At 70.6% G+C, this 19,195-nt stretch carries 16 protein-coding genes; 2 read left to right on the forward strand and 14 right to left on the reverse strand.

The window, feature by feature from the left end:
* Positions 1 to 67: 67 nt before the first annotated feature.
* Positions 68 to 481, reverse strand: a complete 414-nt coding sequence (locus ACWDYJ_RS16215; protein WP_451566182.1) for a TraR/DksA family transcriptional regulator — start codon at positions 479 to 481, stop codon at positions 68 to 70.
* Here ACWDYJ_RS16215 and ACWDYJ_RS16220 point away from each other — a divergent pair.
* Both ACWDYJ_RS16220 and ileS read left to right on the forward strand, forming a co-directional pair.
* Positions 480 to 953: a hypothetical protein gene (locus ACWDYJ_RS16220; protein ID WP_451566183.1), complete on the forward strand. Its 474-nt coding sequence runs from the start codon at positions 480 to 482 to the stop codon at positions 951 to 953. The two genes, ACWDYJ_RS16215 and ACWDYJ_RS16220, sit on opposite strands and share 2 nt — an antisense overlap.
* Before the next feature lie 526 nt (positions 954 to 1,479).
* Positions 1,480 to 4,626: an isoleucine--tRNA ligase gene (gene ileS / locus ACWDYJ_RS16225; protein ID WP_451566184.1), complete on the forward strand. Its 3,147-nt coding sequence runs from the start codon at positions 1,480 to 1,482 to the stop codon at positions 4,624 to 4,626.
* Positions 4,627 to 4,836: 210 nt separating this feature from the next.
* On the opposite strand, the gene ACWDYJ_RS16230 is transcribed toward ileS, so the two are convergent.
* The 13 genes from ACWDYJ_RS16230 to ACWDYJ_RS16290 all read right to left on the reverse strand — a co-directional run bounded on the left by ACWDYJ_RS16230 (position 4,837) and on the right by ACWDYJ_RS16290 (position 19,187).
* Positions 4,837 to 6,042: a DivIVA domain-containing protein gene (locus ACWDYJ_RS16230; RefSeq protein ID WP_451566185.1), complete on the reverse strand. Its 1,206-nt coding sequence runs from the start codon at positions 6,040 to 6,042 to the stop codon at positions 4,837 to 4,839.
* 82 nt (positions 6,043 to 6,124) lie between these two features.
* Positions 6,125 to 6,421 carry a YggT family protein gene (locus ACWDYJ_RS16235; RefSeq protein WP_030155988.1) on the reverse strand — a complete coding sequence of 99 codons (297 nt, stop codon included), beginning with the start codon at positions 6,419 to 6,421 and terminating at the stop codon, positions 6,125 to 6,127.
* Between the two features lie 60 nt (positions 6,422 to 6,481).
* Entirely contained in the window at positions 6,482 to 7,093 is a 612-nt protein-coding gene (locus ACWDYJ_RS16240) for a cell division protein SepF (protein WP_451566186.1), read from the reverse strand.
* Between the two features lie 166 nt (positions 7,094 to 7,259).
* Positions 7,260 to 7,979: a YggS family pyridoxal phosphate-dependent enzyme gene (locus ACWDYJ_RS16245; RefSeq protein WP_451566187.1), complete on the reverse strand. Its 720-nt coding sequence runs from the start codon at positions 7,977 to 7,979 to the stop codon at positions 7,260 to 7,262.
* Positions 7,966 to 8,730 carry a peptidoglycan editing factor PgeF gene (gene pgeF, locus ACWDYJ_RS16250; RefSeq protein ID WP_451566188.1) on the reverse strand — a complete coding sequence of 255 codons (765 nt, stop codon included), beginning with the start codon at positions 8,728 to 8,730 and terminating at the stop codon, positions 7,966 to 7,968. The genes ACWDYJ_RS16245 and pgeF overlap by 14 nt, the downstream gene beginning before the upstream one ends.
* Complete coding sequence (gene ftsZ, locus ACWDYJ_RS16255) at positions 8,727 to 9,929, reverse strand: cell division protein FtsZ (RefSeq protein WP_451566189.1); 1,203 nt, start codon at positions 9,927 to 9,929, stop codon at positions 8,727 to 8,729. Before ftsZ ends, pgeF begins: the two co-directional genes overlap by 4 nt.
* A gap of 277 nt (positions 9,930 to 10,206) precedes the next feature.
* A complete protein-coding gene (locus tag ACWDYJ_RS16260) occupies positions 10,207 to 10,998 on the reverse strand; it encodes a cell division protein FtsQ/DivIB (RefSeq protein ID WP_451566190.1) in 792 nt (263 codons plus the stop codon).
* A gap of 31 nt (positions 10,999 to 11,029) precedes the next feature.
* Complete coding sequence (gene murG, locus ACWDYJ_RS16265) at positions 11,030 to 12,124, reverse strand: undecaprenyldiphospho-muramoylpentapeptide beta-N-acetylglucosaminyltransferase (protein ID WP_451566191.1); 1,095 nt, start codon at positions 12,122 to 12,124, stop codon at positions 11,030 to 11,032.
* Positions 12,125 to 12,130: 6 nt separating this feature from the next.
* Positions 12,131 to 13,492 carry a putative lipid II flippase FtsW gene (gene ftsW / locus ACWDYJ_RS16270; RefSeq protein ID WP_451566192.1) on the reverse strand — a complete coding sequence of 454 codons (1,362 nt, stop codon included), beginning with the start codon at positions 13,490 to 13,492 and terminating at the stop codon, positions 12,131 to 12,133.
* 70 nt (positions 13,493 to 13,562) lie between these two features.
* Positions 13,563 to 15,023, reverse strand: a complete 1,461-nt coding sequence (murD, locus tag ACWDYJ_RS16275; protein ID WP_451566193.1) for a UDP-N-acetylmuramoyl-L-alanine--D-glutamate ligase — start codon at positions 15,021 to 15,023, stop codon at positions 13,563 to 13,565.
* A complete protein-coding gene (gene mraY / locus ACWDYJ_RS16280; protein WP_451566194.1) occupies positions 15,005 to 16,075 on the reverse strand; it encodes a phospho-N-acetylmuramoyl-pentapeptide-transferase in 1,071 nt (356 codons plus the stop codon). The genes murD and mraY overlap by 19 nt, the downstream gene beginning before the upstream one ends.
* Entirely contained in the window at positions 16,072 to 17,496 is a 1,425-nt protein-coding gene (locus tag ACWDYJ_RS16285) for a UDP-N-acetylmuramoyl-tripeptide--D-alanyl-D-alanine ligase (RefSeq protein ID WP_451566195.1), read from the reverse strand. Before ACWDYJ_RS16285 ends, mraY begins: the two co-directional genes overlap by 4 nt.
* A complete protein-coding gene (locus tag ACWDYJ_RS16290) occupies positions 17,493 to 19,187 on the reverse strand; it encodes a UDP-N-acetylmuramoyl-L-alanyl-D-glutamate--2,6-diaminopimelate ligase (protein ID WP_451566196.1) in 1,695 nt (564 codons plus the stop codon). The genes ACWDYJ_RS16285 and ACWDYJ_RS16290 overlap by 4 nt, the downstream gene beginning before the upstream one ends.
* Between the last annotated feature and the right edge of the window lie 8 nt (positions 19,188 to 19,195).

Raw genomic sequence — 19,195 nt, forward strand, 5'->3', positions numbered from 1 at the left:
CTAGCTCCAACCCTGACGTGACACGAGGGTACGTCAGGGTACGCCCGTCCTGACTAGTGCCGTCTGGCTAGTGCCGTCGCTCCTGCTTCTGCTTGCAGTCCACGCACAGCGTGGCCCTCGGGAAGGCCTGCATCCGTGCCTTGCCGATCGGCTGCCCGCAGTTCTCGCAGAGGCCGTACGTGCCCGCCTCCAGCCGTTCGAGGGCCCGCTCGGTCTGCTCCAGCATCGAGCTGGCGTTCGCGGCGAGCGCCAGTTCGGACTCCCGGGTGATGTTCTTGGTGCCGGTGTCGGCCTGGTCGTCGCCCGCGCCGTCGCCCGAGTCCCGCATCAGGTCGGAGATGGCCACCTCGGAGGCGTCCAGCTCGCTGCGCAGCCTCTGGATCTCCGACGTCAGCTCCTTACGGGCCTCCTCGGCCTCCTCGGGGGTCCACGGGTCCTCCCCGGGGCGTACGGCGAGTTCTCCGGGCGCGGTGGCGGCCATGACCCTGGCCTTGGGCAGCCCGCTGGTGGCGGCCGCGGCCGTCTTCCTGGCCGTACCCGCAGTCTTCTTCGCAACCACTTTCCGAGCTCCCGTCTTCTGTGCGGCCGGGGCCGCCCCCTCGACCGCGGCCGCCTTGGCCGTGACCTTGCTCGTGGTGCTCTTCCCCGCCGCCTTCGCCGTCCCGGCCGTCTTCTTCGCCGGCGCGGCCCGTTTCGCGGCGGGCGCGGTCTTCTTGGCCGGTGCGTCGGTGGCCGTGGCCTTCTTCGCGGTGGTCGTCTTCGCCGGTGTCGCCTTTTTCGCCGGAGTCCGGGCCGTCTCCGCAGGGGTCTTCTTCGCAGGGGTCTTCTTCGCAGCCGCCTTCTTGGCCGGAGCAGCCCGCTCGGCGGCGGGCGGGGAGCCTTTCACAGCGTCCACCTCCCGCGTCGCCGTCTTCTTCGCCACCATGGCCGCGGCCCCTTTTCACATACTGTGATCTTGTTCGTGAACCGTGCCGGAACGATAAATCGGCGCCGTCCCCGCGGCAACGGGGCACGCGTCCAGCGAGGTCAACCTGCATCCGTTGTGCCCAGCGGGAAGCCCGGTAATCCGCCACTCGCGCCCCAGTGGACCCCGGAGCCGCCCGTCGGCCCATTCGGGTCATACCGCCACCCGCTCCGCGCCCCGCCGCCGGGCGGCGTAAACCGGTCTGCCGACCGCGACCCCGGCCCGTACACTGGGGCCCAGCGAGAGGCATGGATGGGGACGAGTAGCGTCGGACGCAGCCAGGAGCGACCCGGGGACGGTGAGAGCCCGGGGGCGAGCGCGATGCGAAGGATCACCCCGGAGCCGCCGGAAGAAAGCGCGTACGGGTCCCCGTACGGCGAGTAGAACCGGCTTCGCACCCCAATGAGGGGGCCACCGGACCTGTCCGGAGGCCAAGGAGGGTGGTACCGCGGGAGCCGCAGGTTCTCGTCCCTCCGGACGGAAGTGACACCCCGCCGGAGGAAGAGTTCAGCCTCATGACCACACCGCCGCAGTACCGCCCGGTACCCGCCCAGGTCGACCTGCCTGCCCTCGAGCACGCGGTCCTCGACTTCTGGCGCGAGAGCAAGACCTTCGCCAAGACCCTGGAGCAGTCCGAGGGCCGCCCCGAGTGGGTCTTCTACGAGGGCCCGCCCACCGCGAACGGCATGCCCGGCGCGCACCACATCGAGGCCCGCGTCTTCAAGGACGTCTTCCCGCGGTTCCGCACCATGCGCGGCTACCACGTGGCCCGCAAGGCCGGCTGGGACTGCCACGGCCTGCCCGTCGAGCTCGCCGTCGAGAAGGAACTCGGCTTCAACGGCAAGCAGGACATCGAGGCGTACGGCATCGCCGAGTTCAACGCCAAGTGCCGCGAGTCCGTGACCCGCCACACCGACGCGTTCGCCGACCTCACGACCCGGATGGGCTACTGGGTCGACCTGGACGACGCCTACCGGACCATGGACCCCGAGTACGTCGAGTCCGTGTGGTGGTCGCTGAAGGAGATCTTCAACAAGGGTCTGCTCACCCAGGACCACCGCGTCGCCCCCTGGTGCCCGCGCTGCGGCACCGGCCTGTCGGACCACGAGCTGGCGCAGGGCTACGAGACGGTCGTCGACCCCTCGGTCTTCGTCCGCTTCCCGCTGACCTCCGGCCCCCTCGCCGGCCAGGCCGCGCTGCTGGTCTGGACGACCACCCCCTGGACCCTGGTCTCCAACACCGCCGTCGCCGCGCACCCGGACGTCACGTACGTCGTCGCGACGAACGGCAGCGAGCAGCTGGTCGTCGCCGAACCCCTCCTGGCGAAGGCCCTGGGCGAGGGCTGGGAGGCCACCGGCGAGTCCTTCACGGGCAAGGACATGGAGCGCTGGACGTACGAGCGCCCGTTCTCCCTGGTGGAATTCCCGGCCGAGGCCCACTACGTCGTCAACGCCGAGTACGTCACGACCGAGGACGGCACCGGTCTGGTCCACCAGTCCCCCGCCTTCGGTGCCGACGACCTCGCGGTCTGCCGCGCGTACGGCCTGCCGGTCGTGAACCCGGTCCGCCCCGACGGCACCTTCGAGGAGGAGGTCCCGCTGGTCGGCGGCGTCTTCTTCAAGAAGGCCGACGAGAAGCTGACCGCCGACCTCGACGCGCGCGGCCTGCTCTTCAAGCACATCGCCTACGAGCACAGCTACCCGCACTGCTGGCGCTGCCACACCGCGCTGCTCTACTACGCGCAGCCGTCCTGGTACATCCGCACCACCGCCGTCAAGGACGCGATGCTGCGGGAGAACGAGAAGACCAACTGGTTCCCGGAGTCGGTCAAGCAGGGCCGCTTCGGCGACTGGCTGAACAACAACATCGACTGGGCGCTGTCGCGCAACCGCTACTGGGGCACCCCGCTGCCCATCTGGCGCTGCGAGGAGAACCACCTCACGTGCGTCGGCTCGCGCGCCGAGCTGAGCGAGCTGTCCGGCACGGACCAGTCCGCCCTGGACCCGCACCGCCCGTACATCGACGACGTCACCTTCACCTGCACGCACGAGGGCTGCTCGCTGACCTCGGTCCGCGTGCCGGAGGTCATCGACGCCTGGTACGACTCGGGTTCGATGCCGTTCGCGCAGTGGGGCTACCCGCACAAGAACAAGGAGATCTTCGAGAAGCGCTATCCGGCGCAGTTCATCTCGGAGGCCATCGACCAGACGCGCGGCTGGTTCTACACGCTGATGGCGGTCGGCACGCTCGTCTTCGACAAGTCGTCCTACGAGAACGTGGTCTGCCTGGGCCACATCCTCGCCGAGGACGGCCGCAAGATGTCCAAGCACCTGGGCAACACCCTCCAGCCGATCCCGCTGATGGACCAGCACGGCGCGGACGCGGTGCGCTGGTTCATGGCGGCCGGCGGCTCCCCGTGGGCGGCGCGCCGCGTGGGCCACGGCACGATCCAGGAGGTCGTCCGCAAGACCCTCCTCACGTACTGGAACACGGTCGCCTTCCAGGCGCTGTACGCCCGTACGTCGAACTGGGCGCCGTCCGCGGCCGATCCGGCCCCGGCGGACCGCACGGTCCTCGACCGCTGGCTGCTCTCCGAACTCCACGCCCTGACCTCCGAGGTCACGGAAGCGATGGAGGCGTACGACACCCAGCGCGCCGGCAAGCTCCTCTCCTCCTTCGTGGACGACCTCTCCAACTGGTACGTGCGCCGTTCGCGCCGCCGCTTCTGGCAGGGCGACAAGGCGGCGCTGCGCACCCTGCACGAGGTCGTCGAAACGGTCACCCGGCTGATGGCCCCGCTGACCCCCTTCATCACGGAGCGGGTCTGGCAGGACATGATCGTCCCGGTGACCCCCGAGGCCCCGGAGTCGGTGCACCTCTCGACGTGGCCGGTCGCGGACACCCCCGCCATCGACCGCACCCTCTCCCAGCAGATGCAGCTCGTACGCCGCCTCGTGGAGCTGGGCCGCGCGACCCGCGCGGAGTCGGGCGTCAAGACGCGCCAGCCGCTGTCGCGCGCGCTGGTCGGGGTCACCGGCTTCGACTCCCTCTCCCCCGAGCTGCGGTCCCAGATCACGGAGGAGCTGAACGTCTCCTCCCTGGCCTCCCTCTCGGAGGTCGGCGGGTCCCTGGTGGACACCACGGCGAAGGCGAACTTCCGTGCGCTGGGCAAGCGCTTCGGCAAGGGTGTCCAGGACGTGGCGAAGGCCGTGGCCGCGGCCGATGCGGCGGCCCTGTCCCTGGCCCTGCGCTCGGGTGAGGCCTCGGTGGAGGTGAACGGCGAGCCGGTCACCCTCACCCCGGAAGAGGTCATCATCACGGAGACCCCCCGCGAGGGCTGGTCGGTGGCCTCCGACTCCGGCGCCACGGTCGCCCTCGACCTGGAGATCACCCCGGAGCTGCGGCTCGCGGGCCTGGCCCGTGACGCGATCCGCCTGATCCAGGAGGCCCGGAAGAACTCCGGCCTCGACGTGGCGGACCGGATCGCCCTCCGCTGGACCTCCGGGTCCCCGGAGGTGGTCACGGCCCTGACGGACCACGCGGCCCTGATCGCGGACGAGGTCCTGGCCACGGACTTCGCGTCCGGCGAGGCCGACCCCTCGTACGGCCCCGAGTTCACGGACGAGTCCCTGTCCCTGACCTTCCGCCTCCGCAAGGCGTAGCCCCGGCCTGTGGCCCGGCCCCCCGCGAAAGGGGTCCGGGCCACAGCTGTCTCTCCCCGCCCCGCCCTTTCCCCATCCCCCAGACTCCGTCCGGGGGGACCCCCAGCCGGGCTCTGCCCGGAGCGGCAGACGCGAACGGGCCGGGCCCGGGTTCCGAAAGGAACCCGGGCCCGGCCCGTGAAGCGACTGCCGACGGCGCGGCGGCGGCGCCTAGTTGTCGTCCTCGTCGATCAGAAAGCCCCGCATGGGAGACGGCGCCTGCTGCATCGGCTGCGGAGCAACCGGCCGCACCGGAGCCATCGGCTGCGTCATCGCCGGGGACATCTGCTGCTGGCCGCCGTAGGACGGGCCGGCGTTCATCGGGGAGGGACCGCCCATGGGGGACGGGCCGCCCATGGAGTGGCCCATCGCTCCGGCCGGAGCCATGGACGGCGACGGCGAGGGCGGCAGCGCGGGACCGGCCGGGCCGCGCGGCGGGGCCAGGGAGTCGTCGGCCTGGGTCTCCAGCTGACGCAGCTGCGACTCCAGGTAGGACTTCAGGCGCGTGCGGTACTCACGCTCGAAGCCCCGCAGGTCCTCGACCTTGCGCTCCAGCGTGGCGCGGGCGGACTCCAGGGAGCCCATCGCGACGCGGTGCTTCTCCTGCGCGTCCCGCTCCAGCGCGTCGGCCTTGGCACGGGCGTCCCGCTCCAGGCCTTCGGCGCGCGAACGGGCCTCGCCGACGATCTTGTTGGCCTCGGAGCGGGCCTCCGCGATCGCCTGGTCGGCGGTCTGCTGCGCGAGCGAGAGGACACGGGCGGCGCTGTCGCCACCGGGGCCCTGCTGCGGGAGCTGCGGAGGCTGCTGCTGCTGGTGCATCTGCTGGCCCATGGGCTGCATCTGCTGCCCCATCGGCTGCATCTGCTGGCCCATCGGCTGGCCCATCGGCTGGCCGAGCTGGTTCTGGCCGCCCATCGACTGCTGCTGCATGGGCTGCTGGCCCATCTGCTGCTGCATCGGGTGCTGGCCGCCCATGGACTGCTGCTGCTGCATGGGGTGGTTGCCCATCTGGCCCGGACCCTGCTGTCCGTGTCCACCGGGACCCGGCGGCAGCTGGGGCTGGCCGCCCGGCAGCTGCGGGGGCCCCATCTGCTGCTGCTGCTGCGGCGGGCCGGATATGGCCGCGGGCACGGGGGCGCCGGGGCCGCGCTGGTCCTGGGGTTCCGGCTTGCGCATGCCCTGCTGCTGCTGGTTCTGCGCGGCGGCGCGCGTGGCGGCAGCCAGCTTGGCGCGCAGGTCCTCGTTCTCGCGCAGCAGGCGCGTCAGCTCCGACTCGACCTCGTCGAGGAAGGCATCGACCTCGTCCTCGTCATAGCCTTCTCGGAGGCGGACGGTCGTGAACTGCTTGTTCCGCACGTCCTCAGGGGTCAGCGGCATGTCTTCTTCACCTCTACGTAGTCGTCGGCAGTCGGCAAGACCGTATCGGGACTGTCCCCGCGCCTGCGGGGAAGCACATCGTTCACACGCTTCTCGCAGCGGTGCTCACGAAACTGATGAGGATGTAAACGATGATCATCAGAACGAAGAAGGACAGGTCGAGTGCCACGCCCCCGAGACGCAACGGCGGAATGAATCGCCGGAGAAGCTTGAGCGGTGGATCGGTGACAGTGTAGGTGGCCTCCAGAACGACCACCATCGCCTTGCCGGGCGTCCATGAACGTGCGAACTGGAACACGTAGTCCATGACCAGTCGGAAGATCAGCACGATGAGGAAGCACATCAGCGCGATGTAGACCACTTGCAGTGCGACGCCCATCCCGCGCTTCCCTCTCCCCTGCTTCCGCTCTGTTCCCGGTCCCGTATCTGACGGATCGGTCTAGCTTTGGTTGAAGAACCCGCCCTCCGCGATGCGGGCCTTGTCCTCCGCCGTGACATCGACGTTAGCAGGCGACAGCAGGAACACCTTCTGTGTCACGCGTTCAATGCTGCCGTGCAGGCCGAACACGAGGCCGGCGGCGAAGTCGACCAGACGCTTCGCGTCCGTGTCGTCCATCTCCGTGAGATTCATGATCACCGGAGTGCCCTCACGGAAGTGTTCCCCGATGGTACGGGCCTCGTTGTAGGTCCGGGGGTGCAGCGTCGTGATGCGGTACGGCTCCCGCTCGGAGACGACCTTGGGCATGATCACGGGGGCGTTCTTCTCCAGGTTGGTGCGGTCAGGTGTGATGGACGCCACGGGGGCGATTCGCGCTGGACGTCCGTTTTCAACCGGAATTGGGAGGGGCTCCCGCTGCGCCGGGGGCTGTACGGCTCGTACCGGTTCGTCCGTTACGGGCGGTTGGTGCACGGGCTGTTGCCGGCGGTCCCGGGCACGCTCCGGCTCGGGCTCGGGTTCGAACTCGTCATCGGGGTCGTACCCCGGGCTGTCGTACCGGTCGTCCTCCACGAGGCCGAGGTAGACCGCCATCTTGCGCATCGCGCCGGCCATTCTCCGAGTCCTCCGCTCTGTGGTGGATCGCCCTGTCGCAGGTGTCGCCGTGCCAGCGAAGTCGCTGTGTCACCAAAGTCACCAACTGCCCGCGATCCACTTGGTCTGTCCGCTCATCTGCGGAAATGACCATATTTTCTGCTGTGGTCCGACTTTCTTCGCGACGTTACCCGAGCCGGGGTCTCGCGCCGAGTACCGCAGTGCCGACGCGTACATGTGTCGCACCCGCCCGCACGGCCTGTTCCAGGTCCGCGCTCATTCCGGCCGACACCATCGTGGCAGCCGGATGGTTCCCGCGCAGGCTGGACGACAATTCCATCATCCGCTCGAAGGCAGCCTGTTCGCGTCCCGCGTACGGCCCGGACAACGGGGCCACGGTCATGAGACCGTCGATCCTCAGTCCGGGCGCGCCGGCCACGAGGTCGGCCAACTCCGGCAGCAGGTCGGGCGCGGCTCCGCCCCGGGCCCCGCGCTCCCCCGACTCGGCGTCGAGGGCGATCTGCACCAGGCAGCCGAGTTCCCGGCCGTGACTCTCCGCCGCCGCCGAGAGCGCCGTGACGAGCTTCGGCCGGTCGACGGACTGCACCACATGCGCGTATCCCGCCACGGAACGGACTTTGTTCGTCTGCAACTGGCCGACGAAATGCCAGCTGAGCGGCAGATCCGCGCAGGCGGCGGCCTTGGGGGCGGCGTCCTGGTCGCGGTTTTCCGCTACATGACGGACACCCAGGTCCGCCAGCAGTCGTACGTCGCTCGCCGGATAGGTCTTGGTGACCACGATGAGGGTCACCTCGTCCCGCTCGCGTCCCGCGGACGCGCAGGCGGACAAGATACGTTCCTCCACCCGCGCGAGGTTCTCGGCGATCTCCGACTTACGGTCTGTCATGAATCCGTTCCAACCACACATATCCGGCGAGCCGCCCGGTCACCCGGTCGCGGCGGTACGAGAAGTGGTCCCGCGACTCCAGTGTGCAGACCGGCGAACGGTGCCTGTACGCCACCCCCGCCCGCGCCAACTGCGCGTGCACTCCGGCGACCACGTCCACGGCCGGTGTGCCCCAGCTCGTCTCGGCCCACGCGGCCGGCACCACCGCGGCGACCGCCTCCCGCATCTCGGCGGGCACTTCGTAGCAGCGACCGCAGACGGCGGGTCCGGTACGGGCGATCATGCGCCCGGGGTCGGCGCCGAGGGCCACCATCGCCTCGACCGCGGCGGGCACCACCCCGGCGACCAGTCCGGGCCGCCCGGCGTGGGCGGCGCCCGCGATCCCGGCGACGGGGTCGGCGAGCAGGACGGGCGTGCAGTCGGCGGTGAGCACGGCGAGGGCCGGCCCCCGACGGGCGGTCACCACCGCGTCCACCGCGGGACTCCGCTGGTTTCCTTCGGCCTCGCCGGCGGCCCAGGGGCCGTCCACCACCGCCACGTCCCGCCCGTGCACCTGGTTCATCCAGACCACCAGGTCCGGATCGATGCCCAGCCTGTCGGCCGCCGCCGCCCGGTTCGCGCGAACGGCGGCCGGGTCGTCTCCGACCGCGCCGCCGAGATTGAGCTCCTCGTACGGAACGGCGCTCACTCCGCCCCACCGGTCGGTGAAGGCGAAGTGGGCGCCGTTCTCGTGATGCTGTTCCAGCGTCACTTCAAGAAGTCCGGGACATCCAGCTCTTCGGCCGGGCTGTCCTGGTACGGCCGGGCCGTCGGGACCTGCGGCGCGGGGGCCGCGGCCTCGACCGGGATCTCGACCGGCGCCGGGGGGTCCTCACGCGGGGTGACCGTACCGAGTCCGCCGAAGGCCGGACGGACCGGCTCCGCGGCGCGGACCGGCGTCGGGGCCGGCTCCTCGCGCTTGGTGGACGCGGCGCCGATGACGTTGTCCCGGCGGGCCGGGGGCTGTCCGCCGTCGAACCCGGCGGCGATCACGGTGACGCGTACCTCGTCGCCGAGCGCGTCGTCGATGACGGCACCGAAGATGATGTTCGCCTCGGGGTGCGCGGCCTCGCTCACCAGCTGCGCGGCCTCGTTGATCTCGAAGAGACCGAGGTCCGAGCCACCGGAGATGGAGAGCAGCACGCCGCGGGCGCCGTCGATGGACGCCTCCAGCAGCGGCGAGGAGATCGCCATCTCGGCGGCGGCCACCGCGCGGTCGTCGCCGCGGGCCGAGCCGATCCCCATGAGGGCCGAGCCCGCCTCGGACATCACGGACTTGACGTCGGCGAAGTCGAGGTTGATCAGACCCGGGGTGGTGATGAGATCGGTGATGCCCTGGACGCCGGAGAGCAGGACCTGGTCGGCCGACTTGAAGGCGTCGAGCACGCTCACCTGGCGGTCCGAGATGGACAGCAGGCGGTCGTTGGGGATGACGATGAGGGTGTCGACCTCTTCGCGGAGCTCGGCGATGCCGTCCTCCGCCTGGTTCGCGCGGCGGCGGCCCTCGAAGGTGAACGGCCGGGTGACCACACCGATCGTCAGGGCGCCCAGCGAGCGCGCGATGTTGGCGACGACGGGTGCGCCGCCGGTGCCGGTGCCGCCGCCCTCACCGGCGGTGACGAAGACCATGTCGGCCCCCTTGAGGACCTCCTCGATCTCCTCGCGGTGGTCCTCTGCCGCCTTGCGGCCGACGGCCGGGTTGGCGCCGGCGCCGAGGCCGCGCGTCAGTTCACGGCCGACGTCGAGCTTGACGTCGGCGTCGCTCATCAACAGCGCCTGGGCGTCCGTGTTGATGGCGATGAACTCGACGCCCTTGAGACCGACCTCGATCATTCGGTTGATGGCATTGACACCACCGCCGCCGACACCGATGACCTTGATGACTGCGAGGTAGTTCTGCGGTGCTGCCACGTCGAAGGCCTCTCGCCTCGAGTTACGTGTCGCCGCCTCGCGGGCCTGCGTTGCGACGACTGATGCCGAAAGTGGGACGGTCCGAACGCGCCGACCCGAACCCTAACCCTGAAGTTTAGGGTGAGGGTGTGTCTGTTCCTTGGACTCTCCGAACAGGACACTAAGTCGACAAGTAGCGCGTGTTCAACGAACACGCCGAACCTCCCGTTTTTCTTTTCACCCTATGTGATCACCCGTATCGCTGGCCAACCAGGGTGCGTCGGCGTTGGACTAGGCGTCAACTCCCGGACACGGCCGGGGCCGTGGGGACGCTCACGTCGAAGTGGGCGGCCTTGGGCGAGGCTTTGAGCAGAGCGGTCAGTGCCCGCCCCTTCGCATCGCCCAGCTCGCCGCTCCCCCACGCGACCGTACGCCCCTTGGTGAGCTGGAGTACGACCGAATCGTACGAGCGCACCGTGACCTGCACCGTCTCCTTGGCGACGGCCTCCGGAAGGCTTCCGGCGATGCGCACGGCCTCGTTCAACAGCCGCTGTTCGTCGAAACGGCGGGCGCTCGGTGAGCGGTCGGCGGCCAATTCGAGGACCGGAACACCCGCCGGTGCTTTCGGAACCGTGTCGAATCGCACACCGGATGCGTCCACTTCGATGAAGTCCGCGTCCTTCTTGATGAGCAGGACGGGCTTGCGTTCCGTCACTTTCAGCCCGATTCCGTGCGGCCAGGCCCGCACCACATCGACCGAATCGATGCGGGGCAGCCGACTGCGCAGCCGGACGGCGATCTCGTCGGTGTCGATGCCCGCCAGGGGGGCGCCGAGGGGCACGGCCGCGGCGGAGAGGACCTGCTCGGGGGTGAGCACCTCGGTACCGGTGGCCGTGACCTTCTCGACACGGAGCCAGGAGGAGCCGTAGAGCACCCAGGTGCCGCCGACGGCGAGGAGCACCGCGGCGGCGAGGCAGACCAGCACGAGGACCCGGCGCGTCCTTCCGCCACCGGGGCCCCGCGGGCCGGATCTCTTCGACGACTTCGACGGCTTGGGTGTGCCGCGCTGGGCGGTCGTCGCTCCGGCCACTCCTGTGCCTCCTGGGTCAGTGCTCTGCGCCTCAGCGGGCTCTGCGTGCCGCGATCGCCTCGTAGACGAGCGCGACGAGCAGGTCGTCGGCGTCCCGTCGGCCGAATTCGGCGGCGGCGCGGGACATCTCGTAGAGGCGGTGCGGATCGGACAGCACCGGGAGGACCTGGCCGAGCACCCACTCGGGCGTCAGTTCCGCGTCGTCCACGAGCAGGCCGCCGCCCGCCTTGACCACCGGCTGGGCGTTGAGCCGCTGTTCGCCGTTGCCGATCGGCAGCGGTACGTAGGCGGCCGGCAGTCCGACGGCGGAGAGCTCGGCGACGGTCATCGCGCCCGCACGGCACAGCATCATGTCGGCGGCGGCGTACGCGAGATCCATCCGGTCCACGTACGGTACCGGCACATAGGGCGGCATCCCGGGCATGTTGTCGACACGCGGCAGTTCGTTCTTGGGCCCGACCGCGTGCAGGATCTGGATGCCGGAGCGCTGGAGGACCGGCGCGACCTGCTGGATCACCTCGTTGAGGCGGCGGGCTCCCTGGGAGCCGCCGGAGACCAGCAGCGTGGGCAGGTTCGGGTCCAGCCCGAAGGCGGCCCGCGCCTCGGGACGGACGGCGGCCCGGTCCAGGGTCGAGATCGACCGGCGCAGCGGGATACCCACGTAGCGGGCACCGCGCAGCTTGCTGTCGGGGGTCGAGACCGCGACGGCGTGCGCGTACCGGGAGCCGATCTTGTTGGCCAGTCCCGGCCGGGCGTTGGCCTCGTGGACGATGATCGGCACCCCGAGCCGCTTGGCGGCGAGGTAGCCGGGCAGCGCCACGTAGCCGCCGAAGCCGACGACACAGTCGGCCTTGGTGCGCTCCAGGATCTGCTCGGCGGCCTTGATCGTGCCGCGCAGCCGTCCCGGGACGGTGATCAGCTCGGGCGTTGGCTTGCGGGGCAGCGGCACGGCGGGGATCAAGCCCAGCTCGTAACCGCGTTCCGGCACAAGGCGGGTCTCCAGTCCGCGTTCCGTGCCGAGGGCGGTGATGCCCACAGAAGGGTCCTGCCTGCGCAGGGCGTCCGCGAGGGCGAGCGCCGGCTCAATGTGGCCGGCGGTCCCCCCACCGGCGAGTACGACATGCACCGAAATTCACCGCTCTCCGGACGGACGCTTCTTGACGCGCCGTCTCATCGACTTCCATATCGGCCCGCTCCGCTTCCAGCCGGATCTCGGCTGTCGCATCGCGAGCGCCGCACGCGCCGCCGGCTCCTCCCGCGCGAAGGCGATGAGCAGTCCGACCGCGAACATGGTCGGCAGCAGGGCTGAGCCTCCGTAGGAGAACAGCGGGAGCGGGACCCCGGCGATCGGCAGAAGACCGAGCACCGCACCGATGTTGATCACGGCCTGGGCCGTGATCCACGTGGTCACGCCTCCCGCGGCATACCGTACGAAGGAGTCCTCCGTGCGTCCGGCCACGCGGATACCCGCATAGCCTAGAGCCGCGAAGAGGGCGAGCACCGACAGCGTCCCCGCCAGGCCCAGTTCCTCACCGGTGATGGCAAAGATGAAGTCCGTGTGGGCCTCGGGCAGTTGCCCCCATTTTTCCACACTGGCACCGAGCCCGGAACCGAACCAACCACCGGATGCGAGGGCGTAGATCCCGTGGACGGCCTGCCAGCAAAGGTCGTTCTTGCCCGGTTCTGTCGCACCGAGGCACTCCAGCCGGTCCATCCGGTGCGGGCTGGTCTTGATCAGCAGTGCGACGATCACACCCGCGAAGGCCAGCACGCCCACGAACAGCCGCGTGGGGGCGCCCGCGAGCCACAGCAGGCCGAACAGGATGGCCCCCAGGATCATCGTGGTGCCCATGTCGCCGCCCAGCATGATCAGCCCGAGCAGCAGGAAGGCCACCGGGACCAGCGGCACCAGGAGGTGCTTCCACTGGCTCAGCAGCCCCTTGTCGCCCTTGCGGGCCAGCAGGTCGGCGCCCCACAGGATCAGCGCAAGTTTGCCGAACTCGCTGGGCTGGAGCATGAACGGACCGCCAAGGGAAATCCAATTCTGGTTGCCGTTGATCGAGACCCCTATCCCGGGGATCTGGACCAGGACCATCAGAAACAGGGTTCCGGCGAGTACCGGGTACGACATTGCACGGTGCAATTTGACCGGCATGCGCGAGGCGGCCAGCAGCAGGACGCCGCCGATGAGGGCGGCCAGGAACTGCTTCTTGAAGAAGTACGCGTCTCCCAGGCCCAGCTGGAGGGCCTTGATCATGGACGCCGAGTAGACCATCACCAGACCGAGCACGGTGATGAGCAGGGAACTGCCGAAAATCAGGTAATACGCGGTGAGCGGCCGGTCCCAGGCCTTGCGCAACTGCCGCTGCGTACGCCGGAACCGCTCCACCGGCCCGCGCCGGGCGGGCCGCTTCGCGCTGGCCGCCGGGCGCCCCCGGCCCCGCGCCTTCACGGCGGACGGCCGCCGCCCCGGCAGCATCTGCTTGGCCGGCATCTGTGATCTTCCCCTCCACTCGTACGAGGCGAGCAGCCGGCCGGAGGGAACCTGTCCCGGAGCCCTCGGCCTAGGCCGTGTCGGCAGCGCTCCCGGCGGCCAGTTCGCGCACCGCGTCGGCGAATGCGTCCCCACGCTTGTTGTAGTTCGCGAACATGTCCATCGAGGCACAGGCAGGTGCCAGCAGGACCGTGTCGCCGGGCTCGGCGAGCCGGGCCGCTTCCCGGACCGCTGCGAGCATCGCCCCAGTGTCGGTCCGGTCGAGGTCGACGACCGGGACCTCGGGCGCGTGTCGCGCCAGCGCCTCGGCGATCAGCGCCCGGTCGGCGCCGATCAGTACGACGCCCCGCAGCCGCTTCGCCGACTTGCGCACGAGCTCGTCGAAGGTCGCGCCCTTGGCGAGGCCTCCGGCGATCCAGACGACCGGCTCGAAGGCCGCGAGGGAGGCCTCGGCGGCATGCGTGTTGGTGGCCTTGGAATCGTCGATGTACCTGACCCCGCCGACCTCGTCGACGTAGGAGACCCGGTGCGCGTCGGGGCGGAAGGCGCGCAGGCCCTCGCGGACCGCGCGCGGCTCGACGCCGAAGGCGCGGGCCAGGGCCGCCGCGGCGAGCGCGTTGGCGATGTTGTGCGGGGCGGGCGGGTTGACGTCCTCGACCTGCGCGAGCTCCTGGGCGTTCTTCTGCCGGTTCTCCACGAAGGCGCGGTCCACGAGGATGCCGTCGACCACCCCGAGCATGGAGGGGCCGGGGGCACCGAGGGTGAAGCCGATCGCCCGGCAGCCCTCTTCGACGTCGGCGTTCTCGACGAGCTTCTCGGTCTGCGGGTCGGCCACGTTGTAGACGCAGGCGACCGTGTTGCCCTCGTAGATCCGGCCCTTGTCGGCGGCGTAGGCCTCCATGGAGCCGTGCCAGTCGAGGTGGTCCGGGGCCAGGTTGAGCACGACCGCCGAGTGGGCGCGTACCGAAGGCGCCCAGTGCAGCTGGTAGCTGGAGAGTTCGACGGCGAGTACGTCGTACTTCTCCTCGCCGGTCACCACGTCGATGATCGGCGTGCCGATGTTGCCGACGGCGGCGGTCCGCAGGCCGGCGGCCTCCAGGATCGACGCGAGCATCTGGGTGGTGGTGGTCTTGCCGTTGGTCCCGGTGATCGCGAGCCACGGCGCGGCGTCGGGGCCGCGCAGCTGCCAGGCGATCTCGACGTCGCCCACGACGTCCACACCCGCCGCGGCGGCGGCCTCGAACAGCGGGCTGTCGGGCTTCCAGCCCGGCGAGGTGACCACGAGGTCCGTGCCCTCGGGCAGCACCTCTCCCGCCGGGGCGCCGCCTTCCAGGTGGCCGAGGCGGACCTCGATGCCCTGCTCCGCGAGTTCGGCGGCCCGCGCGCGGTGCGCATCGCCGTCTCCGTTGTCGACGACGGTCACCCGCGCGCCGAGGCCGGCCAGGGCGCGGGCGGCACTGATGCCGCTCACGCCGAGGCCGGCGACGGTGATGTTCTTGCCCTGCCAGGAGGTCACTTGTCGGCTGCCCATCCCGCGTAGAAGAGACCGAGACCCACGATCACGCACATGCCCTGGATGATCCAGAAGCGGACCACGACAAGGACTTCGGACCACCCCTTGAGTTCGAAGTGGTGCTGGAGCGGAGCCATCCGGAAGACGCGCTTGCCGGTCATCTTGAAGGAGCCGACCTGGATGACGACCGACATCGTGATGAGCACGAAGAGGCCGCCGAGCAGGGCCATCAGGAGCTCCGTACGGGAGCAGATGGCGAGGCCCGCGAGCGCGCCGCCGAGCGCGAGCGAACCGGTGTCGCCCATGAAGATCTTGGCGGGCGAGGTGTTCCACCACAGGAAGCCGAAGCAGGATCCCATCAGGGCGGAGGCGACCACCGCGAGGTCCAGCGGGTCGCGCACCTCGAAGCAGGCGTTGGGGTTCGTCAGGGTCTGCGCGTTGATGCAGGACTCCTGGAACTGCCAGACGCCGATGAAGGTGTAGGCGCCGAAGACCATCACGGCGGCGCCGGTGGCCAGGCCGTCCAGACCGTCGGTCAGGTTCACGCCGTTGGACATCGCCAGGATCATGAACAGGGCCCAGACCACGAACAGCACTGGGCCGATCGACCAGCCGAAGTCCGTGACGAACGACAGCTTGGTGGAGGCCGGGGTGAGCCCGCGGGAGTCCTTGAACTGGAGCGCGAGCACCGCGAAGGCGATGCCCACGATCAGCTGGCCGGACATCTTCGCCTTGGCCCGCAGGCCGAGCGAACGCCGCTTGACGATCTTGATGTAGTCGTCGAGGTAACCGACCACGCCCATGCCGGCCATCAGGAACAGGACCAGCAGACCCGAGAAGGTCGGCTCGCTGGAGGTGATCACCTTCGTCAGGGCGTACGCGATGAGCGTCGCCAGGATGAAGGAGATGCCGCCCATGGTGGGCGTGCCCTTCTTCCCGGCGTGGCCGCGCGGGCCGTCGTCGCGGATGAACTGGCCGTAGCCCTTGCGGGCCAGCAGCTTGATCAGCAGCGGGGTACCGATGAGCGTAAGGAACAGGCCGATGACGCCGGCGAACAGAATCTGCCTCATCGGTCGGCGACCTCGCCCTCGCGCTCCAGCAACGCCAGCGCCACCCGCTCCAGGCCGATCGACCTGGAAGCCTTCACCAGCACGACGTCACCCGGGCGCAGTTCACTGCGCAGCAGGTCGACCGCCGCCTGTGCGTCGGACACGAGCACCGACTCATCACCCCACGAACCCTCGTTATATGCGCCCAGTTGCAGCCAGGACGCTTCCCTGCCCCCGACTGCGACGAGCCTGCTCACGTTGAGCCGGACGGCAAGCCGTCCCACCGCGTCGTGCTCGGCCAGCGATGCGTCACCGAGTTCGGCCATGGGGCCGAGCACTGCCCACGTACGTCCCCCGTTCGCCCTGGCGGCGCCACCCATCGCGGCGAGTGCGCGCAGAGCGGCCCGCATGGACTCGGGGTTCGCGTTGTAGGCGTCGTTGACGATCGTGACGCCGTCCGCCCGCTCGGTGACCTCCATCCGCCACCGGGACAGCGTGCCCGCCTCGGAGAGCGCGGAGGCGATCTCCTGGGCGGACATGCCCAGTACATGGGCGACGGCCGCCGCGGCGAGCGCGTTCGACACGTGGTGCTCACCGTACAGCCGCAAGGTCACATCACCGCACCCGGTCGGTGTGTGGAGTGTGAAGGAGGGCTGTCCCGCGGGCGTCATGCGCACCTCGGTGGCCCGTACGTCGGCGTCCGCGGCCTCGCCGAAGAGCACCGTACGGGCCTTCGTGCGGGTGGCCATCGCGCGTACGAGGAGGTCGTCCGCGTTGAGTACGGCGACTCCGCCGTCGGCCTCCCCCGGGAGGGCCTCGACCAGTTCCCCCTTGGCCTGTGCGATCTGCTCGCGGCCGCCGAACTCGCCGATGTGGGCGGTGCCGACGTTGAGGACGAGGCCGATGCGCGGCGGGGTCAGGCCGGTGAGGTAGGCGATGTGGCCGACACCGCGGGCGCCCATCTCCAGCACCAGGTGCCGGGTCTCCTCGGTGGCCTTCAGGGCCGTGAGCGGCAGGCCGATCTCGTTGTTGAGCGAGCCCGGCGTCCACACGGTGGGCGCGTGGTGCTGGAGCACCTGGGCGATCAGGTCCTTGGTGGAGGTCTTGCCGGCCGAGCCGGTCAGGGCCACCACGTCGGTGCCGAGGCGCTCGACGACGGCGCGGGCGAGGGCGCCGAGCGCCTTCTCCACGTCGGGGACGACGATCGACGGGACTCCCACGGGGCGGGCGGCGAGGACGGCCGCGGCGCCGGCGAGGACCGCGCGCTCGGCGTAGTCGTGGCCGTCCACGTGCTCGCCGTCGAAGGCGGCGAAGAGGCTCCCGGCCTCAACCTGGCGGGAGTCGATGACGACGGGGCCGGTGATCCGCACCGAGGGGTCCGGTATGTCGTGGGGCCGCCCGCCGGTGATGTCGGCGATCTCGGCGAGGGAAAGGGCGATCACTGGTCCACCTCGGCCTGTCGGGCACGGAGCTGCTGGGTCTCGATCGCCGCGCGCAGCACGGCGCGGTCGTCGAAGGGGCGTACGACGCCGGCCGTCTCCTGGCCCTGCTCGTGGCCCTTGCCCGCGACGAGCACGGTGTCGCCGGGCTCGGCGCGCGCGACGGCCGCGGCGATGGCCGCCGCCCGGTCGGCGTCGATGAGGACGGTGGCGCGCTCGGCGGGCGGTACGGAGACGGCGCCTTCCAACATCGCGGCGAGGATCGCGAGCGGGTCCTCGGAGCGGGGGTTGTCGGAGGTCAGGACGGCCACGTCGGCGTACCGGGCGGCCGCGGCGCCCATCGGGCCGCGCTTGGTGGTGTCGCGGTCGCCGCCGCATCCGAGCACGACGTGCAGCCTGCCCGTGGTGACCTCGCGCAGCGCCCGCAGCACCGATTCGACGGCGTCCGTCTTGTGGGCGTAGTCGACGACGGCCAGGTACGGCTGTCCCGCGTCCACCCGCTCCAGCCGGCCGGGGACTCCCGGGACCGCGGCGACGCCGTCGGCGGCGGTCTGCGGGTCGAGTCCGGCGGCGGCGAGCGTGACGATCGCGGCGACGGTGTTGGCGACGTTGAACGGGCCGGGCAGCGGGGCGGTGGCCCGTACGCGCTGTCCTTCCGGGCCGACGAGGGTCAGGGTGGAGTCCGCTGCTCCGAAGACCACGTCCTCGGCATGCCAGTCGGCGGCCGCATCGCCCGCGGCGGAGAAGGTGATGACCGGGATCGGCGCCTCCTTCGCGAGGCGGCGGCCGTACTCGTCGTCGATGTTGACCACTCCGAGGCGGGCCCGGCGCTCGGTGAAGAGCTGGGCCTTGGCCTGGAAGTAGTCCTCCATGCCGGTGTGGAACTCCATGTGTTCCGGGCTGAGGTTGTTGAAGACGGCGACGTCGAAGACGCAGCCGTCGACCCGGCCCAGGACCAGCGCGTGGCTGGACACCTCCATCGCCACGGCCTCGACGCCGCGTTCGCGCATGACGGCGAACAGGGCCTGGAGGTCGGTGGCCTCGGGGGTGGTGCGCTCGGACTTGATGCGCTCGTCGCCGATGCGCATCTCGACGGTGCCGACGAGTCCGGTGCTGCGGCCCGCCGCGCGCAGCCCGCCTTCGACGAGGTACGCGGTGGTGGTCTTGCCGGAGGTGCCGGTGATGCCGAGCTGGAGCAGGGCCTTCCCCGGGCGGCCGTAGATCTCGGCGGCCAGCTCTCCCAGCCGGCCGCGCGGGTCGTCGACGGTGAGCACCGGCAGGCCGGTCGCGGCGGCGAGTTCGGCGCCCGCCGGGTCGGTCAGCACGGCGGCGGCGCCGAGGGCGGCCGCCTGGGCGGCGAACTCCGCGCCGTGCATCCGGGCGCCGGGCAGGGCCGCGTACAGGTCGCCGGGGCGTACGGCACGGGAGTCGTGCGTGATGCCGGTGATCCGCGTGGCGCCTGACTCGGGGAGGCCCAGCAGGGTGGCCAGCTCGCCCAGGGGGGTCGGGCGGGCGGACAGGGGCCTGGGCGCTCCCGGCGGCGCTGCCGGGGCGTCTTTCTCGGCGGTTCTGGGCTGATCAGCGTGAGGCACGGCGGTGAGCGTACCGGGCGCGGCGGGCCGCCCGCGAAGCGAGGGCCCGCCCTGGGCTTCGGCGGCCGACTGGTTCCCCGGTTCGGGGGTGATGGTTGTCACTGAGGTGC

The organism is Streptomyces sp. NPDC003042 (assembly GCF_053591315.1).